This window comes from Mesorhizobium sp. P3_A8 (assembly GCF_056402995.1).
The window spans coordinates 165,890-186,652 of sequence record NZ_JBFUGI010000011.1 but is presented as its reverse complement, the minus strand read 5'-3'; the positions used below and the strand labels follow the sequence as shown (position 1 = coordinate 186,652).

Annotated in this window: 19 protein-coding genes; 10 read left to right on the top strand and 9 right to left on the bottom strand. The window is 62.4% G+C overall.

The genetic code is table 11. The features are described from left to right. Window positions 1–17: 17 nt before the first annotated feature. Window positions 18–2,516, bottom strand: coding sequence for an arylsulfatase (locus tag AC1DX4_RS25030; RefSeq protein WP_477222846.1), 2,499 nt, complete (start codon window positions 2,514–2,516; stop codon window positions 18–20). A 420-nt stretch (window positions 2,517–2,936) separates the two neighbouring features. On the opposite strand from AC1DX4_RS25030, the gene AC1DX4_RS25025 reads away from it, so the two are divergent. Continuing rightward, window positions 2,937–3,836 carry a helix-turn-helix domain-containing protein gene (locus AC1DX4_RS25025; RefSeq protein WP_477222845.1) on the top strand — a complete coding sequence of 300 codons (900 nt, stop codon included), beginning with the start codon at window positions 2,937–2,939 and terminating at the stop codon, window positions 3,834–3,836. Window positions 3,837–4,033: 197 nt separating this feature from the next. Then, window positions 4,034–4,516, top strand: a complete 483-nt coding sequence (gene greA, locus AC1DX4_RS25020; RefSeq protein WP_477222844.1) for a transcription elongation factor GreA — start codon at window positions 4,034–4,036, stop codon at window positions 4,514–4,516. Between the two features lie 37 nt (window positions 4,517–4,553). On the opposite strand, the gene AC1DX4_RS25015 is transcribed toward greA, so the two are convergent. Together AC1DX4_RS25015 and AC1DX4_RS25010 are read right to left on the bottom strand one after the other, a co-directional pair. Further along, window positions 4,554–5,726 carry an NAD(P)/FAD-dependent oxidoreductase gene (locus AC1DX4_RS25015; RefSeq protein WP_477222951.1) on the bottom strand — a complete coding sequence of 391 codons (1,173 nt, stop codon included), beginning with the start codon at window positions 5,724–5,726 and terminating at the stop codon, window positions 4,554–4,556. Continuing rightward, a complete protein-coding gene (locus AC1DX4_RS25010; protein ID WP_477222843.1) occupies window positions 5,723–6,442 on the bottom strand; it encodes a class I SAM-dependent methyltransferase in 720 nt (239 codons plus the stop codon). The genes AC1DX4_RS25015 and AC1DX4_RS25010 overlap by 4 nt, the downstream gene beginning before the upstream one ends. Before the next feature lie 294 nt (window positions 6,443–6,736). Between AC1DX4_RS25010 and AC1DX4_RS25005 the strand changes: the two genes are divergently transcribed. Genes AC1DX4_RS25005 through AC1DX4_RS24985 form a run of 5 tightly spaced genes read left to right on the top strand, consistent with a single transcriptional unit; the run spans window position 6,737 to window position 11,494 of the window. Beyond that, entirely contained in the window at window positions 6,737–7,807 is a 1,071-nt protein-coding gene (locus tag AC1DX4_RS25005) for a type III polyketide synthase (protein WP_477222842.1), read from the top strand. Next, complete coding sequence (locus tag AC1DX4_RS25000) at window positions 7,807–9,015, top strand: sulfotransferase family protein (protein WP_477222841.1); 1,209 nt, start codon at window positions 7,807–7,809, stop codon at window positions 9,013–9,015. Before AC1DX4_RS25005 ends, AC1DX4_RS25000 begins: the two co-directional genes overlap by 1 nt. A gap of 9 nt (window positions 9,016–9,024) precedes the next feature. Further along, entirely contained in the window at window positions 9,025–9,639 is a 615-nt protein-coding gene (locus AC1DX4_RS24995) for an ABC transporter substrate-binding protein (RefSeq protein ID WP_477222840.1), read from the top strand. A gap of 16 nt (window positions 9,640–9,655) precedes the next feature. Continuing rightward, window positions 9,656–10,369: an ABC transporter ATP-binding protein gene (locus AC1DX4_RS24990; protein WP_477222839.1), complete on the top strand. Its 714-nt coding sequence runs from the start codon at window positions 9,656–9,658 to the stop codon at window positions 10,367–10,369. 3 nt (window positions 10,370–10,372) lie between these two features. Then, the gene (locus AC1DX4_RS24985) at window positions 10,373–11,494 is read left to right on the top strand and encodes an ABC transporter permease (RefSeq protein WP_477222838.1); all 1,122 of its coding nucleotides are present in this window, start codon (window positions 10,373–10,375) and stop codon (window positions 11,492–11,494) included. Between the two features lie 24 nt (window positions 11,495–11,518). Here the strand turns inward: AC1DX4_RS24985 and AC1DX4_RS24980 are convergent, their stop codons facing one another. The 4 genes from AC1DX4_RS24980 to AC1DX4_RS24965 all read right to left on the bottom strand — a co-directional run bounded on the left by AC1DX4_RS24980 (window position 11,519) and on the right by AC1DX4_RS24965 (window position 14,333). Further along, window positions 11,519–12,055, bottom strand: a complete 537-nt coding sequence (locus AC1DX4_RS24980) for a hypothetical protein (RefSeq protein ID WP_477222837.1) — start codon at window positions 12,053–12,055, stop codon at window positions 11,519–11,521. Window positions 12,056–12,156: 101 nt separating this feature from the next. Then, a complete protein-coding gene (locus AC1DX4_RS24975) occupies window positions 12,157–12,858 on the bottom strand; it encodes a hypothetical protein (protein ID WP_477222836.1) in 702 nt (233 codons plus the stop codon). Between the two features lie 85 nt (window positions 12,859–12,943). Beyond that, window positions 12,944–13,777, bottom strand: coding sequence for an SPFH domain-containing protein (locus AC1DX4_RS24970; protein ID WP_477222835.1), 834 nt, complete (start codon window positions 13,775–13,777; stop codon window positions 12,944–12,946). An 88-nt stretch (window positions 13,778–13,865) separates the two neighbouring features. Continuing rightward, on the bottom strand, window positions 13,866–14,333 hold the full coding sequence (locus AC1DX4_RS24965) for a hypothetical protein (RefSeq protein ID WP_477222834.1): 468 nt from the start codon (window positions 14,331–14,333) through the stop codon (window positions 13,866–13,868). 661 nt (window positions 14,334–14,994) lie between these two features. Between AC1DX4_RS24965 and AC1DX4_RS24960 the strand changes: the two genes are divergently transcribed. Beyond that, window positions 14,995–15,408: a DOPA 4,5-dioxygenase family protein gene (locus AC1DX4_RS24960; RefSeq protein WP_477222833.1), complete on the top strand. Its 414-nt coding sequence runs from the start codon at window positions 14,995–14,997 to the stop codon at window positions 15,406–15,408. A gap of 14 nt (window positions 15,409–15,422) precedes the next feature. Here AC1DX4_RS24960 and AC1DX4_RS24955 read toward each other — a convergent pair whose 3' ends face one another. Continuing rightward, complete coding sequence (locus tag AC1DX4_RS24955) at window positions 15,423–16,370, bottom strand: helix-turn-helix domain-containing protein (RefSeq protein WP_477222832.1); 948 nt, start codon at window positions 16,368–16,370, stop codon at window positions 15,423–15,425. A 178-nt stretch (window positions 16,371–16,548) separates the two neighbouring features. Beyond that, window positions 16,549–18,363, bottom strand: coding sequence for a dipeptide ABC transporter ATP-binding protein (locus AC1DX4_RS24950; protein ID WP_477222831.1), 1,815 nt, complete (start codon window positions 18,361–18,363; stop codon window positions 16,549–16,551). A gap of 193 nt (window positions 18,364–18,556) precedes the next feature. Here AC1DX4_RS24950 and AC1DX4_RS24945 point away from each other — a divergent pair, with 193 nt between their 5' ends. Further along, a complete protein-coding gene (locus AC1DX4_RS24945) occupies window positions 18,557–19,909 on the top strand; it encodes an LLM class flavin-dependent oxidoreductase (RefSeq protein WP_477222830.1) in 1,353 nt (450 codons plus the stop codon). Between the two features lie 10 nt (window positions 19,910–19,919). Then, window positions 19,920–20,693, top strand: coding sequence for a DUF427 domain-containing protein (locus AC1DX4_RS24940; protein ID WP_477222829.1), 774 nt, complete (start codon window positions 19,920–19,922; stop codon window positions 20,691–20,693). Window positions 20,694–20,763: the final 70 nt, after the last annotated feature.

The window sequence follows — 20,763 nt, the reverse complement described above, 5'->3', positions numbered from 1 at the left end:
ACGCAACAGGGGTCACGTCAATCCGGGTTCGGCGCGCCGGCGTCTTGCTTGCTACCGCCCCCAGGGTTCACATCGATCGTCACTTTCTTGATTGTTCCGGTAAAGCCGTTGTCGCCCTGGGCGTAGTCAGGCGTCACCGGGCTGTAGAGGTCCACGCCGACATCTGCGGTCTCAACGCCGTAGATAAACGGAATGGTGCGCTCGATCTTGCCCGAGGCGACCTTCTTCCCGCCGATAGAGAGCGTTCCTGTGCCGCCTGCCCCGAACTTGCCGCCGTCATAGGCAAACTCGTAGACGAGTGTGACAGGGCCGGCAGGCAGCGGCACGTCGGAAGCGATAGTCGTCACGACGCCGAGGAAGTTGTAGGCGAATTTGGGCTTGCCCTCCTTCACGTAAAGGCTCCAGCCCGAGTGCGAACCGCCCTGTGCCAGGATGACTCCCGAAGCGCCGTTCTCCGGGACTTCCAGTTCGGCCGTCACCGAGGAACTCCGGTTCTTCACGTCGATGAAGGCATTCTCCTTCATGCCAACCATGCCCGGATAGACGGCTAGTGACGTGCGGCCTCCCATATAGTCGGGACGCCCCGCCAGTCCGGCATTGAATCGCTCCTGGGCGCGGTCGTCGAGTGGGAGCACACTGTACTTCACCGCCTCGGTGAGGAACGCATCCTGCAGCTCCCTGAGCTTTTCGGGAAATTTCTCTGACACATCGATGGCGCAACTAAAGTCTTCCGCCGTGTTGAACAGTTCCCATTTGTCCTCGGCATAGGAACTGCGGGGCTTTGGCTCCCACGACACCTTGTGCAGCGTCGCGGCGTACCATCCATCCTTGTAGATGCCGCGATTCCCATACACTTCGTAGTACTGGATTGTGTGAGACGACGCCGCCTGAGCATCGTTGAAGGTATGAAGCATGCTGCTGCCTTCGATCGGCTTTTGAGGCACACCGTTTACCGTCTTGGGCTGCGGCAAACCTGCCGCCTCCAGCACGGTAGGTACGATATCGATCAGGTGCTGGTAATGCGTGCGTATCTCCCCTTTCGCCTTGATTCCCTTGGGCCAGCTGACAATTGCAGCGTTGGTGGTGCCGCCGTACTGGGTGTGGAGTTGCGAAAATGCAAACGGGGTATTGTCGGCAAACGACCAGCCGGCCGGTGGCGTCATCGCGGAGTGCGGCCCCCCTACCTCATCGAGGTGATCAAGCTGGAATTGAAGTGTCTCCGGCGATTGGTTGAACGTACTCATGGTGTTGTGCACGCCAATGCGTCCGCCGTTGGGGCTCGCACCATTGTCGCCGGTGACATAGATGATCAGCGTGTTGTCCAGCGCCCCCATGTCATCGACAGCCTGGATGACCCTGCCGATCTCGTAGTCCGTCAGCTCGGCGAATGCCGCAAAGAGTTCCTGATAGCGGACACAGACCTTCTTCTCATCGGGGCTCAAACTGTCCCAGTCGTCGGCAATAGGGGCTTTTGGCGTGAGCTGGGTGTTCTCCGGGACGATGCCCATCTTTTTCTGGCGCGCCAGGATCTCCTCACGGTACTTGTCCCAACCTTGATCGAACTTGCCCTTATACTTGTCCTTCCAGGAGTCTGGCATCTGCACTGGATCATGCATGCCTTGTGCTGGGTAGTACACAAAGAAGGGTTTGTCGGGGTTGAGGGTTTTTTGTGCCTTAATCCATTCGATGGCACGGTTCGCGATATCGGTCTGGTAGTAGTAGTTCGGGTCTTTCGATGTGGGAACCAGCGTCGTGTTGTCGTGAGCTACCGGATAGAATTGATCCGATTCTCCAATTACGTTGCCGTAAAATCTTTCGAATCCGAGGCCGGTGGGCCACTGGTCGAACGGTCCTGTGAGGCCGCTTTCCCAAGCGACGTATTCGTGGCACTTACCGAACATCGCCGTGCTGTAGCCGTTGTGTTTCAAAATCTTTGCGAGCGGCGCAACGCTGTTCGGGAGCATGGACGTCTGACCGGGGAACCCGGTCGACATCTCTGAGATGGTCCCCATGTTCGCACTATGACAATTGCGCCCCGTCAGCAGCGACACGCGGCTCGCCGAGCAGATCGGATTCACGTGGAAGTTGTTGTAGATCAGCCCCTCCTTGGCGAGGCGATCCAGGGTCGGCAGGTTTATGACACCACCCATTGTCGTGGAGCCGGCGTAGCCGAAATTGTCGAGCAGAATCACGATGACGTTGGGAGCGCCGACCGGAGCCGTGACTTGGAATATCGGCGGTGCCTTCACGTTGCGGGCGTCGAGTTCGGTGATCGGTGGATAGGTCGGTTCCGCGATCGGCAGGGCGGTCCGGTCGACTGTTGTATCGACGGCCGGACCCGGCGTCGGCTTGGTCTCCTGTGCCGCTACTGGCGTCGTCGACACGGCCACGGCGCCACCTGACATGGCCGCGGCGGTCAGCAAAGAGGCACCACTGAGCAGGAGATCGCGGCGCCTTATGCCTTCGCGCTGCGGCGAACTGGATTTTGGTTCCTTGTCGGAATGGTCATTGCTCATGGTGCGTCCTCCCTCAGTGATGCAGTCGAAGCTGCAGCGAGTGTCGTTGTCCGTTGCCGAAAAAGTGCGGCTCCGGATGAGTCAAGTCTCCTCAATTTGCAGGCAACGCTATCTACGGCCGAAGAATAGCTGACGCCAAAATTCGGTTAGCCGGAAATTTATCTAGCAGCATCCCTCATGCCACCACGACGAAAATATCGTTTATCTGCGGGCAGCGGAGGGGAATTTACAAAGAGACTCCAGCGAACGTACAGCGTTGATGTTGTTGAAGCTTAACGATCCGCTGGAATTTGACTATCCAGATTCTGCAATTTCATATTATACTATTCGCATGCGGGAAGAATTGGGTTTTCCAAATTGAACAATGAGTTTCCGGATATACCTCTGGTTGTCGAAGGTAGATTCGAGGATATGGATGCCATGGCTGCGAGCCCGCATGCCTGGGATCAGAAATTTGAACAGATCGGCCCCGGGCGTTTCCACGGCGATCTGACCCAGCTAGTCATGGGCCAACTCCAACTGGGCCGCGAGACGCGCTCAACGGGCGTGCTGCAACGCGGAAGCGCACCAGCTGGTACGTGGGTCTTCGGCCTGCCGCTCGCGGTAGAAGGCTCGCTCCATATACGCCGCAGGCCAGCGCCTCCGGGTCAACTCCTAGTGGCCACCTCGCGCGACGACGTAGGTCTGTCGGCGACCGGTCCGACCTCCATGATGATCGCCGTGCTGCCGACCCAGATGATCAACCACTGGATGCAAGTCCGGCGCGGCGCAGAAAAAGTCGATGTCGATCTCCCGTCGCCGCGATGGCAGGTTACGGCGACAGAGATGACCCAGCGAGCCGAGACTCTGTCCAGCTTGCTGCAAACACTGACAGCCAAGTCGGACGATATGTGGAGCGCGCGCACCCTGCCTCATGTCGAAGCGCAGATAGCGGATGTCATTTTAGGCCTGATCCCGTCCGCCGAGATTATTGAGCCGTTCCACAGCCGAGCGCGCATCGCACGTGCGGTGCTTTCGTTGCTGCTTGAGCGTCTTGATGAGCCTCCAACCGTCACCGAGTTGTGCGAATCGGTTGGCGCAAGAGAGCGTACGCTGCACCTCAGTTGCGTCGAGGCCTTTGGACGCCCGCCCTTACGGCTTTTGGGGGAGCTGCGCCTGAACGCTGCCCATAGGGCGCTTTTGCACCCTGGTAAGGATACGAACGTCACAGCGGTCGCCGCGCTCCTTGGCTTCACCCATTTTGGGCGCTTCTCTTCCGCCTACAGGCTGCAATTTGGAGAGTTGCCCTCAGCCACAATTGCCAAGGCGCGCGGGTATTAGGAGGATCCGCTAGCTGCACTCCGGCTCCAGCACCGGCTGGTGGCCGACTAGGCGCCTGCAGCGCGCCGACTTCGCGCAGACCTGCCGTCGACCCTTTTTGGACATTCCGCCGAAGCCGGCCGTCGGATTGTTGAAGCTTTGTTGTCGCCCATGGGTTATCCCCTAACCAAAAGTCTTCGAAACGGAGTTGCGACCCATTGAGCGTAGCCTTTGCCAAGGAGGAAAGTGCGGAGGCGGCATCGGAAACCATCCTGCCGGCTCGCCCCATCTCGGATCGGATCAACCTCGTCACCGAGGCGGGTCTCACGATGCTGCACGATGAATTGGCTCGCGCCCGGCAGGCTCTCGAGGCCGCCAGCGTGCTGGACGATATCAATGAGAGGCGACGGCAGTCGGCGGTTCCGGTTCGAGATGTCAGCTATTATGCCGAACGCGTGCGTACGGCTCAGCTCATGTCGGTGCCGACGTCCAATGAAGTGATCGGCTTCGGGCACACCGTTACCTTCGCGCGCGATGATGGCCGCACCCAGACCTTCCGCATCGTCGGTGAGGATGAGGCCAACCCGGCGCAAGCTTCCATTTCGCATGGTTCACCGGTTGCCATCGCGCTGATTGGCAAGAGCGTTGGCGATGTTGTCCAGCTGGGGCAGCGCGAACTCGAGATCCTGTCCATTTCCTAGTGGAAGATCGGTGTCAGTGAGCCGCGCTGCTCTGACGTCAGAAACCCGGGACAGGCCGGGTCTTTCCACTCAATCGAGCGCCAAGCGTCAAGGCCGCCGGAAAATTCTTGATCACGGCGCGCATCACCGTCCTGCTGCCAGGCCGGAGCGCTATGCGGGCAATCAAGGCCGAGGCACGCAAGCGGGTCGAGAATTGCCGGCGCCATTCCCTTTCGTAGCGGCGTCCGGCCTCGTCGTGGCCCTCGTGACCTTTACCCGATGCGACCAGTTCTCGCGCAAGCAGCCAGCCGGATTGCAGCGCCATCGAAATCCCTTCGGCGATGACAGGATGTGACTCACCGGCGATGTTGCCGACGCGGAAGATGCCCTTGTCATAGCCAGGTCGAATACCGGGATGAATCGGTCCCGCGGCGAGCCATGGGCCGTCCAGTTCGGCACCGGCCAGCACCGTTTCCACGCCTCGGCACGAGGCCACGACGTGGCGCCACAATGCATCGGCGGCCGCAATGTTTCCCCAGCGCTGGCGCAGACCGGACAGCACATCCCGGCGGATACAGCAGGAGATGGAAACCCGGCCCTGGTCCGCCGTTACCATTCCGCCATAACCGCCCGGGAATACCAGCAGCGGCATCAGGTCGGGCGCAAGTGCCGCGCCGGTAAAATGCGCCTTGAAACCGAAAAGGTCGGAAGGTTGGCTCGTTCGTTCAATCTGGCTTGGCAGTTTGCCGGTTTCCCAGGATCCGTGCGCGGCAATTATGACAGGTGCGCTCAAAACCTGCTGTTGCTGGTCCGTCTCCACGGTCACGGACTGAAGATCCTCGTGCCGACGAATGGCGACAGCCTTGCAAGGCTGGAGAATTTCGACACCGGCACGTTCGGCGGCCTGCAACAGGATGGTATCCAGACGATCGCGGCCGAGAGCGCGGCCGGGACCTGTGCTGGCGCGCGGCATTGGCGCCTGCGCCGAGACATCGCAGGAAAAGAACCCGACGCGGCGTATTTCGGGGCCGGCTTCCGCCCGCCAGGTGTCGCCGACACCCAACCGGTCGAGCAAGGCAAGGCTGGTGCCCGACATGAATTCGCCGCAGACCTTTCGGCGCGGAAACGCGACCTTCTCCACCATCGCCACCGACCAGCCATGCTGGGCCAGCGCAATGGCGGTGGAACTGCCGGCAGGGCCGGCACCGATGATGATTGCGTCGTGCGTCATCTGGCGCCGGGCATGCTTGTGCGGGGAAAACTGGCACCGACAAAACCTTGAGTGAACAGGCCTTTGCGGGCCTCCATCACCGGGGTTCCCCCTGACGCCTGCCACAATTGCGAAAGTTCCGTGCCGCGAAAACCGGCGCGGACACTTTGCGTCGCATCGTTCAGTGTCACCGCACCGGCGCCGATCAGTCGCAGGAACCGCGTCGCGACAAGTGGACCCCTGGCCCTGAGCGGCTCGGTCGCTACGAGCAGCGGGGCCATCGTCATGATCCGGGCAAACAGCTGCAGTAGGCGCGTGTCGTCGAAGTGATGGAGGATCAGGTTGGCGCAGACAAGATCGAAGGGCCTGTCTCCCGTCCAATCGAATATATCGGCGGTTACAGGTTGCGCCCGCCAACCAAGTTCAGCGAAAGCGTCGCACACATCCTTGCCGATCAGGTCGATCCTGTCGACCATGACGATCTCCACATCGGGCCAACGCCGCGCCATCAGCCGCGCCACGCGCAGCATGAACTTTCCGTCACCGGCGCCCAGTTCGAGGATGCGCAGCGGCGGCGTTTGCACATTGGCCCGCATGAGCGAGGCCATGAACTTGGCCTGGAACATCAATGCATTGATCCAGACGAGGTCACGACGGGATGCAATCGCACGGGGATCGTCGGCCGGGAGGCCGTCGAGGAGTTCTGGCTCCAGATGCCGGATGTTGATGTCGGTCATGCGATGGATCGGAATTTTTGGGGGCTTCAGCCGGCAATCCGGCACATGGAATTCGGTCGTACCTTCATGGCCGCGCGCTGTTCATTTGGGAATTCGCATATGAACCCGATCCGGATGGCGAAGCCGAATTTCGGTCCCTTTCATACAGGATTGGAGGCTGGTATGACAGTTTGCTAAATAAGAAATATCGGCGCCACGCAATAAAATGCTTTATGGCGACGTTTGCCTTAGAAAACGCTTCCCCAATTCCCAGACCTCTTATGAGACCCGATCGGGCTCATTGTCGGAGCAATTTTGGCCCCTCAAGCGTATCTGAACCGCATTGCCACGTCAGTTCCAGAACACGACGTGCATGAGTTCTACCTCCGCTATGGAGCTTTGCTGCTTGAAGACAATGCCCAGCGCCTTACGGTCTTCGAGCGCATGGTCGCTCTTGCCGGCATCGAACATCGCTATTCCTGCTTTGCGCCGGCCGACGATCCGCGCGGCGGGGCAATCGACCGCGACGGCACCTCGGTCAGGGGCTCGTTCGCCAGCACCGCGATCCGCATGGAGATGTACGAAGCCGCGGCACCTGAGCTCGCGCAAAAGGCCGTCGACGAGCTTCTGGCCGACGAAGACCGCTCGCGGATCACGCATTTGATCGTGACGAGCTGCACCGGCTTTTCGGCGCCTGGCATCGACCTGGAGCTGGTGGCGCGATGCGGCCTGCCGAATTCGGTCGAACGCACCATCGTCGGCTTCATGGGATGCTACGCCGCCATCAACGCCTTGAAGCTGGCACGCCATATCGTGCGCTCCGACCCGAACGCCCGCGTGCTGACGGTCAACATCGAATTGTGCACGCTGCATTTCAGGGAAGCCGCCGAGCTTGAGAAGCTGATCTCGTTTTGCCTGTGGGGCGACGGTTGCGCGGCCTCGCTGGTAACGGCCGAACCGCACGGCATCTTGCTGGAAAGCTTCCACGCCATCGTCACGGCGGAGCGCAAGGAGCTGATGAGCTGGCACATCCGCGACGACGGCTTTGACATGGTGCTGTCCGGCCAGGTTCCCGGCGCGGTTCGCGAGACGCTGCGCAACGAGCATGCGGCCATCCTCGGCGGCAGGCCCGCCAGCGAGATCGACTTGTGGGCGGTGCATCCCGGCGGCCGCTCCGTGCTCGACGCGGTCGAGCGGGCGCTCAAACTGGAGCCGAGCGCGCTCGCCGCATCGCGCGAAGTGCTGCGGCGATACGGCAACATGTCATCGGCAACCGTGATGTTCGTGATGGCCGAAATGCTGAAGGAGCCGTCAGGCCTGCTCGGCTGCGGCATGGCGTTCGGGCCGGGATTGACCACCGAGACCATGATGTTCCGGACTGCCTGATGAAGGCCCTTTACGAAAACATCTCGCTCGCGGCCCGTCGGCTGGCGCCCTATTTGCCGTATCCGCACTTCATGTGCGTTGCGCCTCTCGACGCCGTGCTGCGGGTCCTGTGGCGCGCGCAAGGCCAGATTCCGCCCGCCTACTGGCCGCGCCTGGTGCTGCTGCTGCTGCTTTCGGCCATCAACACCGTCGCCTCCCTGCCGGAGCGCGCGATCGTTGCGGCATGGCTGCGGCTGCGACCTCCGCGGATGGGACGGGATAATGCCCCCGTGTTCGTCCTCGGCTACTTCCGGTCCGGAACGACGTTTTTGCAGAACCTGCTGGCAGCCGACCCGGACCTGAGATCGCCGAGCTGGCCGCAGGTCCTGGCCCCTCAGGCATTCGTCCCTGGCTGGTTTCTCCTGCGCTATTTTTTCGTGCCCTTGCTGCCGTTGACGCGCCTCGGCGCGGTCGTGCCGGTGGGCGCCAGGCTGCCGGGGGAGGACGACTTCGCGTTGAACAATCTGGGCGGGATGTCCGTGCTTGCGGGACGCGCCATCCTTCCCCGCCGGCAAGCCTTCTTCAATCGATTTCACGATCTCGACGCGCTTTCGAAGGACGAGTTCAGCCGCTGGCGTTCACATCAGCTCGCTTTCGTCCAGAAGCTTGCTCTCGTTGCGGGCGGGCGGCGACTTCTGCTCAAGTCGCCGAGCCATACGGCGCGCGTCCGCTACCTCCAGGAATTGTTTCCAGGCGCCAAGTTTGTCCACATCTCCCGTTCGCCCGAAGCGGTGTTCCGGTCCAACTTGCTTCTGGCGCGCGAATTGCAACGTGCATTCGCCCTGCAGCCGCCACTGCCCGAGGACGAGCAGGAGGAGATCATCACCCGCGAATATCTCGCGACAGAGATGCACTATCTGGCCGACAGAGCCCGGATTCCAGCTGGCGACCTGGCCGAAGTGCGGCTGCAGGATCTCACCGCCGATCCCGTGGGCGAGATGAAGCGGATCTACCATGAATTGGGCCTGCCATTTTCGCGCGGCGGCGAAGAGCGGGTGCTGCAGGTCGCCGCGACGTTCGGCAAGCAGGTGCGCAGCAGCCATCCCGACCTGAGCGAAAGGCAGAAAGCGCGGGTCGCTCGCCTCGAACCGTTGGCCGCCGCTTTCGGGCATGCGCCTCTACATGCTCCCGAGACGCCCGATGTTGACAGCCAACAACGCATTGGATGACATAGGATCATGACAGCACGCCTATGGTCGCACGCAAGCTGGGTAGCGTTGGCCCGGCTGTTGGTTGTCCCCGTGCTACTCGCGATTTGCGCCTCATCGCTTCCGGCAGCCGCCGATGAACAGAGTGACGCGGTCAAGTTGGTCGAGACCGTGCGCCAGGCGGCGATTGCGCTTGGGCACGGTGGATCCGCCGAGGGGCAGCTCCGCTCGGTCTCCGCTGCGTTCGACGGCAGGGGGATCGCGCAAGCCGTGCTCGGGACGTATTGGCGTCGCGCAAGTGCGGACGACCGCGCCTCGGTGACCGATGCGCTGCTTTATGCGATTGCACACAGGCTCGCCGACAGGCTGGAACGGACGCAAGACAAGACTTTCACCGTGCTCGGCACAAAGGCGCTGGCTAATGGCGACATCCTGGTGCGCAGCGAATTCCGCCGGCCGCTCCACGGCCCGACGTCCGTGGACTGGCGCATCCGCCACTGCCGCGGACAACTCTGCATCGGCGATGTCCTTGTCGACGGCGGCTCCGTGACCGTGCAGCAGCGGGACCGCGTTGCCCAGCTGCTTGCTGGCAATGGCGGCTCGATCCCGGCACTTGTCGCCGATCTCAGGAAAGGCCGGGTATGACGCCTCGCTTGTGCTCATGTCCCTCCTCGTCGAATTGAGCAACGTCGGCCGCGACTTTGACGGCGGCCGCATTGTCGCCGTCGACGGTGTGTCGCTTGCGATCGAGGATGACGAGACCGTGGCCATTGTCGGCCGCAGCGGGAGCGGCAAGTCCACGATCCTGAACCTGGTCTGCGGGCTCGACCGGCCGACGCGCGGCGAAGTCCGGTTCGAAGGACGGGCCATCAGCGGGAGGGCCGCATGGGCGGCCGTGCGGGCGAGCAGGATCGGGATCGTTTTCCAGAACTTCTTCCTGCTCCAGTCCTTATCGGCGAGCGAGAACATCGAAGTGGCTTTGCTGGGAAACCTCGGCGGAGCGCGGCAGCGTCGCGTTCGCGCGCTCGAACTTCTGGCCCATTTCGGTCTTGCCGAACGCGCTACGCTGCGGCCGGCCGAGCTTTCGGGCGGCGAGCGCCAGCGGCTTGCCATTGCGCGCGCACTTGCCAACCGTCCGAAACTTCTCGTTGCGGACGAGCCGACAGGAAGCCTCGACGTGCAGACGAGCCAGTCGGTGATGAGCATCATTGGCAACGCGCATCGCGAATTCGGTACCGCGGTGATCGTGGTGACCCATGACGAGGACGTGGCCGCGCTGTGCGGTCGGCGTGTCGAGATCTCCGACGGCCGCATCCGTTCGGACAGCCGAATGGCGGCGATGCCGACGCCCGCGCCGGCGTCGGGGATCAGCTAACCCATGACAGAGCTGACCCTTCCCTTGCGCGGTCTCCTTGCGCGTCCGCTTCGCACCCTGCTCACGGTTCTCGGCATCGCTCTGGCGGTCGCGGGGTTTGTGGCGCTTACCGGCCTGACCGCCGGCGTCCAGCGCTCGTTCGCATCGGGAATCGATGAGAACGGCGCGGACCTGGTGGTAAGCCAGCGCGGTGCGTTCAACCTGGTGAGCAGCACCGTGCCCAGCTCGCTGGGCTCTGGTCTTTCCGCGGTGCCGAACGTCGAGGCCGTGTCGGGCGTTCTCCTGAACATCACCACCGCTGACGACGCCGCGAATATTGTCATGGCCGGCTGGCCGAGCGACAGCTTCCTGTGGAAAGACATGCACCTTGTGGCGGGGCGCCCCCCTGCATCGGGGGACCCGTGGCCCGTGATCCTTGGCGAGTCGATCGCCACCGCATTGGACAAGCGGGTCGGTGATACCGTCGAGCTGCAGTTCCAGCCCTATCGGATTGTCGGCATCGCGTCGTTCTCGTCGGTGCTGAACCAGAACAGCGCGATCGTTCCGCTCGAAGGGCTGCAGCAACTCCTGTCGCGGGCGGACGTGTTTACCTTGTACGAGGTGAGGTTGAAGCGCCCGCTCGACAAGAACGACATCGCCGTTGCCCGAACCAGGCTCATCGCCGCCGCACCGGGATTCGCGGTGGGCGATACCGAGCAGTTTGCCAACAGCATCCGCATCTTCGATCTGCTTCGGGCGATTGCCCAGACCATTTCGCTGGTTGTCATGGCGATGGCCTCTGTCGCCGTTGCCAATACACTCCTGATGGCGGTGAACGAACGGACGTTCGAGATTGGAGTTCTCGCTGCGCTAGGCTGGTCTCCGCGGCGAATTCTTCGGCTCATTCTCATCGAAGGCATGATCATGAGCGCAGCCGGCGGGATTATCGGGATCATTCTCGGCGCCCTTACCATGGAGATGGCGGCGAGGACAAAGTTCGCGGCGGGCCTGATCGTGCCTTATTTGTCAGGCTGGTCGATCGCGCAGGCGCTGATCTTCGTCTTCATCGCTGGGCCTCTCGGTGCGCTTTACCCAGCCTGGCGCGCCACGCGCCTTCTTCCTGCTGACGCGCTCCGCAGGATCTGACGCCGGCTCGATGGGGCGGGCGCCTCACAGCAAAAACGTCTGCCTCTCCCGCAACGTCGCCGTGATCGCCGCAATCCCCACCTCGATCTCGCGCCTGCCCGCCAGCATCGCATCCCCCGCCACGCCTTCCAGCATCGAGCGCAACAACTCCGCCTGCCCAACCAGCACTGCATCCTTCTCCGCCAAGGCCGCGAGCGTGTTCGTTTCCTGGCGGTAGCGTTGGCTCATGCGGTCGTTTTCCGGTACCGGCTGGTGGCGGATCAGGCCTTCCAGCGCGCCGACCTCGCGGCCCAGGCGCTCGAGCGCCTGGGCGTTGGCGACGATCGTCGCGTCGGGGAATGGGTTGGCGCGCGTCGGCGGCGGGATGTTCTCGCGGCGGTAGCGGGCCTCGGCGTCGTCGACGGCTGCCCGGGCGCGGCCGAGCAGGGAGCAGGCCATCTCGCGCACGCGCTGGTCGTCGGCGCGCAGCTGGTTTTCCTGACGGTAGAAATTGTAGCCATAGCCGTAGAACAGGTTGATGCCGACCCTGGCGAGCGGCCCGGCCTCGTAGAAGCGGCTCATCTTGTCGCCTCCGCCGCACGGTTTCCTTCGATATCGCCCATCACGCTTAGCATCCCTTTCGCTTGACAGAAGCCAGAATAAAGAAATTTTTTGCTAAGTATTTAAAGTTTTGGTGCTGATCTTCTAATTCTTGCCAGAAACAAGAATATGAAAAATCCCAAAGACCAATAAGCAAATGATATTATCAATGTCATTTTTACCAACAATTGTGGGAACGTATCGAATAAAGAAGGTCCGATAGAAGGATTATTGGATAAATCCTGTGATGCGCATAGCCAGGCGATCGCTGCAATAAAAGCAAACATGAAAATCCCTTTGCTATCGAAAAAGCTACGTCTATTGCCACTAAAGACTCCAGAACATGCGACGTATGACAGCCAGATCAACCATGTCCCGCTAATCGTGCTGCAAGCAACGACAAATTTTCTTTGATCTGGCTCCGGCATCCGTCCGGCAAATCCAAGTTGCCATTGCATGGATTCGCCCCAAGGCCAGACTTTTAAAAAATATGCGCTGCTGTCATATAGGCTTGAAATATATTTATCACCAGTGAAGCAAATTGCTATGCATACCACAAAAGATACAAATAGAGATGCCGCCGCCGTGATCATTATCATGCGCAAATAGTACACAAATATGTACCTCTGCTTATTTTCGTATTGGCTTGGCTGCGGCATCCCCGGCAATCGCAGAAAGCCGAATTCTCGTTCATAATCCTCTATGCCGATATTGTTATTGCCACCTGAAAGCATTTGCTTTCTTGTGGGGGCCTCGCCGCAAGATTTTGCATTAATATCGGTCATAATATTAATGGCCCCTCGCTGTCTCAAGCGGGAACGGCAGGCCGGATGTCTCCGGCGACGAGGTGGGTAATCACCTTGAGATGACTCATCTTGTCGCGCCCACCTCATCGCCCAAGGGATAGAAGCCCGTCGGCTGGCCGCCGATGTTGAAGGGCAGGCCGGCGGCGGCGTTGGGCGCCGACACCAGGCCCTTGTCGGCCATGCGCAGCGCCAGATAATAGCGCACCGCCTCGATTGGACTCAGGCCAATCGCCTGCAGCGAGATCAACTCGCGCATGCGCTCGTCGCGCGGCATGATCAGCACCTTGAGGTCGTTCAGCATGATGCCGTAGACCTTCAGGAAATCGGTGAGGTGCAGCTTCACCGCCTCGCGCACGTCGCTGATGCGCTCGTTGATGTTCTCCATCTTGGTGACCTGGATGATCTGGTTGATCGCCTGCTCGATCGCCGGTCCGGCATAGTCGGCGATTTCCTTGGTGTCGATCACGGCGCCGGCGAAGGGCATGTGGGTGATGAGATCGAGCGCCTCTTCCTTGCTGTCGATGTGGATGTAGTAGTCGACGACGTAAGCCATCTCCGCCATCTCGGCTGAGGTGGCGACGCCCTCATTGCGCGCCAGCAGCTTGGAGCGATTGATGTAGATGACCTCGTAGACCCAGGGCGAGGAGCCGCCGAAGAACCCTTGCACGACCGATCCGACCAGCGGCTTGTCCGGCGTCTGCAGCGCATATTGGCCGGTCTCGTAGACGTTCAGCACCGCGCCGCGCGACTTCAGGATGCAGAAGTGGTTGCTTTCCACCGTCAGCAGCGAGCCCGACACGATGCTCTCGTCGACGATCTTCATCGCCACGGTCCTGGTGCCGAGCGCGTCCGTGCCGTCGCGCTGCAGCGACGTGATGACCTGTCTGGTGATTGCCATAATGAATTCCCCTCCTGATGTACCGGCACGCCCAGCGCGTGCCTGATGCCTGTTGACTTGCGGCTGAGCAGAGCTGGATGGCTCCGGCTCAGCGATTTTTCTGCCGTGCTTTCGCCGGCCCTGAATGAAGCGGCGAACAGAGGCCCTTGCCGCCGAATGCTTGCTGCAGCCGGGCGGTGCGGTCGGTGTGCTGGCGGTAGCCGCCATCGCCGTCGAGCAGGTATTTTGTCCGCCGCTTTTCAAGCGCCGGCGGTCGGGCGGACGAGATGGTCCGCACGATCGGCTCAATGGTTTCGGCGCGATCGATTCCGATCCTGGAGTCTTGGACGGCGCGGCTGACGACCTGCTCGATCAAGTCCTTGCTGTTCTGGCCGAGGAAGTTCGAGACCAGCCCGGCGACATCAACGGCGATGTCCTGACCGTCATCGGTGAAGGCGGCCAGCGGTGAAGCGGGGCGGCCCGCTTCTGGCTGAACGGCTTTTTCCGGGCGCGAGCTCTTGCCCAGCTGCCGCCAGAGAATGAAGCCGAAGATGAGTGCAAAGACAAAGAACGACATTCGACCAGCCCCCTCAGTGGTCCGCGTTGATTGCAGGATTGAAGATGATGGACGCCGCCCGTTCAGCACGCCTTTTGGCGCCGCACGCTCTCGTCCTCAGGTCCGAATGACCCGCCTACCGCTTGTCAGCGGATCCGTGGCGGTGCCTGTCGACCCCCATTCCCTCCCAGTTAAAACGCGTCACATTTCCTCCCCGAACGGGGCTGTCCGGGAACCTTGGATGGGCAAAAGCTGCGTCGTTGATAGGGGAAGTCTTGAGGGCCAGCCATACACAATATCGCGAGCTAATATGGTCCCGGCCATTGCGCGTCTTCGTGGCGGTGGCGCCGCATCAAGCAGCAAGACGCGTTCTCTCCGGGTCGGGGCAGGGGCTATGACATACGCCAGCGCCAGCCCCCTCTCCGTCCGCTTCGCGGCCACCTCTCCCCCATTTCATGGGGGCGAGGAACGCTAACCGCCGAGGTGGCGGCCTAAAAAAGCTTGGGTTCCTCGCCCCCGCGAGAGCGGGGGAGAGGTGGCTCGGCGAAGCCGAGACGGAGAGGGGCTAGCGCCAGCATATGCGATTGGCCGGGGCGCGATCCCTCCGGGGCGGTCGGGTAGCCTTGCTTAAAACCGCGTTGTTGGGCTCAATGGCCGGACACGCTGCGGGGAGAGCATCGAGATGAGCGAAGACAGTCCACGGCCGCTGGCGGAGATCGCCAGCTATCACGCCCACATCTACTTCGACGGGCAGGCCGAGCGGCAGCATGCCGAATGGCTGCGGCTTCGCATCGGCGAGCGCTTCCGGGTGCGCCTGGGCAATTGGCACGACCGGCAAGTCGGCCCGCATGACCAGCCCATGTATCAGGTCTCCTTCGCCAACGAGATTTTCGGCGCGCTGGTTCCGTGGCTGATGCTGAACCATGGCGGCTTGAGCATCCTCATCCACCCGAACACGACCAACCCCAAGCGCGACCATCTGGTCGACCCGGTCTGGATCGGCCGGCCGCTTGATGTGCATGGCGATAAGCTTCCGGACGATCACGAGGCGGAAGAGGCGCTGGAGGTCAACACCGAGCCGTCGCTGCCAGCGTAGGGTTGCTGGCGCCTTTAGTGCACCACCGCCCGTAACCGCTCCCTTAGCTCCCGCGGCGCCACGTCATACCGGGCCTTGAAGGCGCGGGAGAAATGCGCGCTTGAGTTAAACCCGCAGGCAAAGGCGATTTCGGAGATCGAGGCCGAGGCGCGGGCAGGTGACAAAAGTTCTTCCTTGCTGCGCTCCAGACGGCGGTCCCAGACGAAGCGTTCGAGCGTTGCGCCTTCGCCTTCGAAGGCGCGGTGGAGGTAGCGGCGAGAGCAGCCCATGTGGCGGGCTATGTCCTCGGCCGACAGGCCGCTGCGGGCGAGGTTGGCGTCGATATAGGCAACGATGCGCTCGCGCAGCGCTTCGAGAGGCGAGCGGCGGAATTCGGGCGCCATCGGCTTGGCCTGGATCAGGCCGTTGACGAGTTGGACCAGGCTGTCGCCGACGCGCCGGCTGCCGGCCTCGTCGAGCTTGTGCGCCTCGCCGATCGCCATCTGCATCAGGCCGGAGACAATGTGGGTCAGGCTGTCGCCGTTGCCGGGCAGCGGCAGGGGCGCGGAGAGCCGGGCGAGCGTGTCGTCGCCGAAGGTCGAGCGCGGCACCTGCAGGATGAGCTGGTCGACATCACTGAGGTTCTGCAGGGAGTAGCTGCGCACCGGGTCATAGATAACAGCCGATTGCGGGCCGAGGTCGACCGCGACCTGCTGCTGTTCGAAGCGGCTACGGCCGGAGAGCTGCATCAGGATTTTGATCGCGTCGGGATCGAAGCTGCGCCAGAACAGCCGGTCGTTGACCACCAGATGCGAATTGGCCTTGATCTCGGACAGCCGGCAGGCGCCGAGATTGACCGACACAAGTTGCGGGATCGACGGCACCGTGCCGCGCGGGAAGCGCTGCGTGATCGGGCCGAACAGAAGGCGCGATGTCGACAGGAAAGCCTCGCCGTCGGCGACGCTGACATGATGGGCGTGCATGCGTTTCCTCCTCAAACAGCCTTCCCGTCTTTTGCGGGATTGTGGCGCGGGCTTATGCCCTGATGCAACGATCAACAACTTAACATGATAATTATCTCTGCCGCAACGGTAGGGATGCACCCGGTCGGACAGGGCAGTGCGGATAGGCTGGAATGTCGTGCCGGCGGATAGGGCTCGATCAGCCAGCGCGTTTCCAGCAGGCGATGAAATGGCCTGCTTCAACCTCCGTGGCCACAGGTTCGGCCTTGAGGCAGCCAGCGTCAGCCAAGGGGCAACGGCCGGCAAAGGCGCAACCGCTGGGGCCGGCTTCGATGGCGGCTTGGGCTTCGGCCATGGTCGCGGCCTGCCCATCGTTGGAGGACGCAGCCAGCAGCATCTGCGTATAGGGATGGTTGGGGCCGGCAAAGATCTGGTCGGAGGAACCGGTCTCGACCAGGCGGCCGCGATAGAGCACGCCGATGCGGTCGGCCATGTAGCGCACGACCCTCAGATCATGGCTGATGAAGAGATAGGCGGTGTCCTTGCTCTTCTGCAGATCGTTGAGCAGGTTGAGCACCGTTGCCTGCACCGAGACGTCGAGCGCCGAGGTCGGCTCGTCCAGCACGACCAGTCTGGGCAGGCCGGCGAAGGCGCGCGCGATGGCGGTGCGTTGGCGCTGGCCACCGGAGAGTGTGCCGGGTTTTTGTTCGGCCGTTGTGCGGGCGAGCCGGACCGAGGCCAGGAGGTCGCCGACGCGCTGCGGCACCGCGCGACGGGGCAGGCCGGCCAGGCGGCGTAGCGGGCGACCAAGGATGCGGCTGATGCGCTGGCGCGGGTTGAGCGTGCGGTCGGGCGACTGGAACACCATCTGCACGTCCCGCCGCTCGCTTGGCTGGCGCCGCTCGACCAGCGGTGCCACGGTCTTGCCGAACAGCTCGACGCTGCCCGCCGTCGGCGGCTGCAGTCCGGTGACGATGCGGGCCAGCGTCGACTTGCCGGAACCGGACTCGCCGATCAGGCCAAAAGTCTCGCCGCTGGCGATGTCGAGGTCGATGCCGTGCAGCACCGGCTGGCCGCCAAAGGATTGTTTGATACCCCGGCAAGAGACGGCGATTTCGCGCTGCGGCGCGGGCAGGGCGCTGTTGTCCTCGCTCTCGCCTTCAGGCACGTCCGAAGCGAGGTCGATGGGGCTCGCATCCTCGGCCAGCCTGCCGTCGCGCTTGGTGCGGTTGAGCGTCGGAATGGCGGCGACCAACGCCCTTGTGTAGGCGTGGCGCGGATTGTCGAAGACGTCGCCTGCGGCACCGGTTTCGACAATCGAGCCCGCCTGCATCACCGAGACCCGGTCGCAGGAGCGGCGGATCAGGTTGATGTCGTGGCTGATCAAAAGGATGCTGGTGCGGTGCTCACGACGCAGATCGTCGAGGATGGCGATGATCTCGGACTGGACGCTGGCGTCGAGCGCCGTGGTCGGCTCATCCATCACCAGGAGCGATGGGTCGAGCGCGATGGCAATAGCGATGTTGGCGCGTTGCTGCATGCCGCCCGACAGCTCGTGCGGATAGAGTTGCAGCACCCGCTCGGGGTTGGCGACGCGGACGCGGCCGAGCAGCTGGGCCGCGCGCCCGATCGCATCGTCATGATGCATCGGGCGATGGCGCAGGATCGTCTCGGTGATCTGGCCACCAATGGTCATGCTCGGGTTCAGCGCCGAACCCGGATGCTGATAGACGGCGGCGATGCGGTCGCCGCGCAGCCGGCGGAGTTCGTTGGTCGAGAGGTCGCGGATCTCGCGATTTTCGAACGCCAGCTGCGAGGCTTCGACGCGGGCATGCTTGGGCAGATAGCGCAGCACAGCCAGCGCCACTGAGCTTTTGCCCGAACCGGATTCGCCAACCAACCCGAGCGCTTCGCCCTGGCCGATGCGGAGCGATATGTCATCGACCGCGCGGTGGATGTGCCTGGCTCCGCGATAGGAAACGGAGAGGTGCTCGACGTTTAGAACCGAAGACATGGATGACCGGAAACCACTTTCTGCGCGCGCGGCGATCAGGGGCAATCGCTTCCGCTTTCGTATGGAACAATCTCTATAAAATTACTCGAATTAAGCTTCAGCGCAATCTAACTTTCGCTGACTGGAAGATTTTTGGAGCACGGCCATACGCCGTCGCGCCGCCGATTTTCCGCAGCGAAGGGAAGGGACCGGCATGTCGCACATGATCCTCAGCGCGTTCTTCTTCAACCCGCAGGGCGACCATCGCATGTCGTGGCGCCATCCGCGCGCACCGGGACGCGAAGTGCTCGATTTCGACTATTATCGCGAGCTGGTGCAGGCTGCCGAGCGGGCCAGGATCGACACCATCTTCGTTGCCGACCACGTGTCGATCTGGGATTCGGTCAAGAGCGGCGTCGCGCATTACGCCAATGCCCGGCTCGAACCGCTGACGCTGCTGTCGGCGCTGGCCAGCGTGACCAAGCATATCGGCCTGATCACCACGGCGTCGAGCTCCTACAGCGAGCCCTACAATGTCGCGCGCATGTTCGCCTCGCTCGACCATATCAGCAAGGGCAGGGCGTCCTGGAACGTCGTCACCTCGGCGATGGACGAGGAAGCGCGCAATTTCGGCCGCGACGGCAATATCGAACATGCCTTCCGCTATGAGCGCGCCGGCGAATTCCTCGATATCGTCAAGGCGCTGTGGGACAGCTGGGAGGACGAGTCGCTCCTCATCGACAAAGAGACGGGCTACTTCGCCGACCCCGACAAGGTCCATCCGATCGACCACAAGGGCAAGCATTTCAAGGTGCGCGGGCCGCTCAACGTCTCGCGGCCGCCGCAGGGCCATCCGCTGATCGTCCAGGCCGGCTCGTCCGAGGACGGCAAGAATTTCGCCACCGCCCAGGCCGATGCGCATTTCGCCATCTACAGCACCAGGGAAGACGGCATCAAATATCGCCAGGATATCAATGAGCGGCTGGCCCGCCATGGCAGGCGGCCGGAGAGCTTCAAGATCCTGCCCGGCATCCTGCCGATCGTGGCGGCTTCCGAAGCCGAAGGCCGCGACAAGCAGGAGTATCTGCAGAGCCTGCTTCCCGACCAGGTCGGCATCGACCTTCTGTCGAGCTGGAGTGGCCTCGACCTCTCGGCCTATCCGCCTGATGGCCCGCTGCCGCCGCTGCCGGACGAGAGCACCTTCAATGGCGGGCGCACCTCGCTCAACCGCGTCAAGCAATGGTCGAAGCAGAATCTCAGCCTGCGCGATATCGCCCGCAAGCTCGCCAACAGCGGCTCGGTGCCGACGGTGGCCGGCACGCCGAAGCAGATCGCCGACCAGCTCGAAGACTGGTTCGTCGCGGGTGCGGCTGACGGCTTCAACCTGATGTTCCCGCTGCTGCCCGAAGACTGGGTGAATTTCGCCGAGCAGGTGGTGCCGGAACTGCAGCGGCGCGGCCTGGTCCCGATCGAATATGCGCCAGGCACGTTGCGCGACCGTTTTGGCCTTGCCCGCCCCGCCAACCGCTTCGCCGAGCAGCGCGCCAATGCGCGCGCCGTGTCCTGAGGAGGCAATCATGACCGCCGCGCCAAACCTTCAGCCCCGCGAGGCCACTGCCCCGCGCCTCGTCAATGTCCTGCACAGCCCGAAGCGCATCCGCGTCAAGTTTGGCGGCCGCACCATCGCCGACAGCCGCAATGTGCTGGTGCTGCGCTCCAACCATTTCCTGCCGATCTATTTCTTCCCGCCTTCCGCGGTCGATCCGTCGGTGCTGAAACCCTCCCTGCATCGCGAGCCGCATGCGGTCGGCGGCGAGACCGCCTATTGGGACATCGACAGTGGCGACAAGCGCGCCGCCAATGCGGCGTGGTCGTTCACAGCACCGCCGGATGAAAGCCTGGCGCCGCTCGCCGGCCGTATCGCCTTCACCTGGAAGGCTGTCGACCAGTGGTTCGAGGAGGAAGAAGAGGTCTTCGTCCACGCCCGCGATCCCTATGCGCGCATCGATGTGCTGCAAAGCTCCAGCCATGTGCAGGTCTGGTTCGACGGCGAGATAATCGCCGACAGCCACCGCCCAGTGCTGTTGTTCGAAACCCATCTGCCGACGCGTTTCTACCTGCCTCCGGAAGATGTCCGGCTGGAGCGGCTGAAGGCGTCGAATTCGACGACGCGATGTCCCTACAAGGGCATCGCGTCCTACTGGTCAGGTTTGCTGAAGGACGGTTCGATCCGTCCCGACATCGCGTGGAGCTACCGCGACCCGATCGACGAAATGCCGAAAATCAAAGGGCTGATCGCCTTCTATCCGCAAGCGGTCGACCGCATCCATCTCGACGGCCAGCCGGCCTGACGGCGGCTCTCCCACCCACTCATGCCCATCCTCCCATTCAAGCCCGTCTTCCAATTCAAGAAAGAGAAAA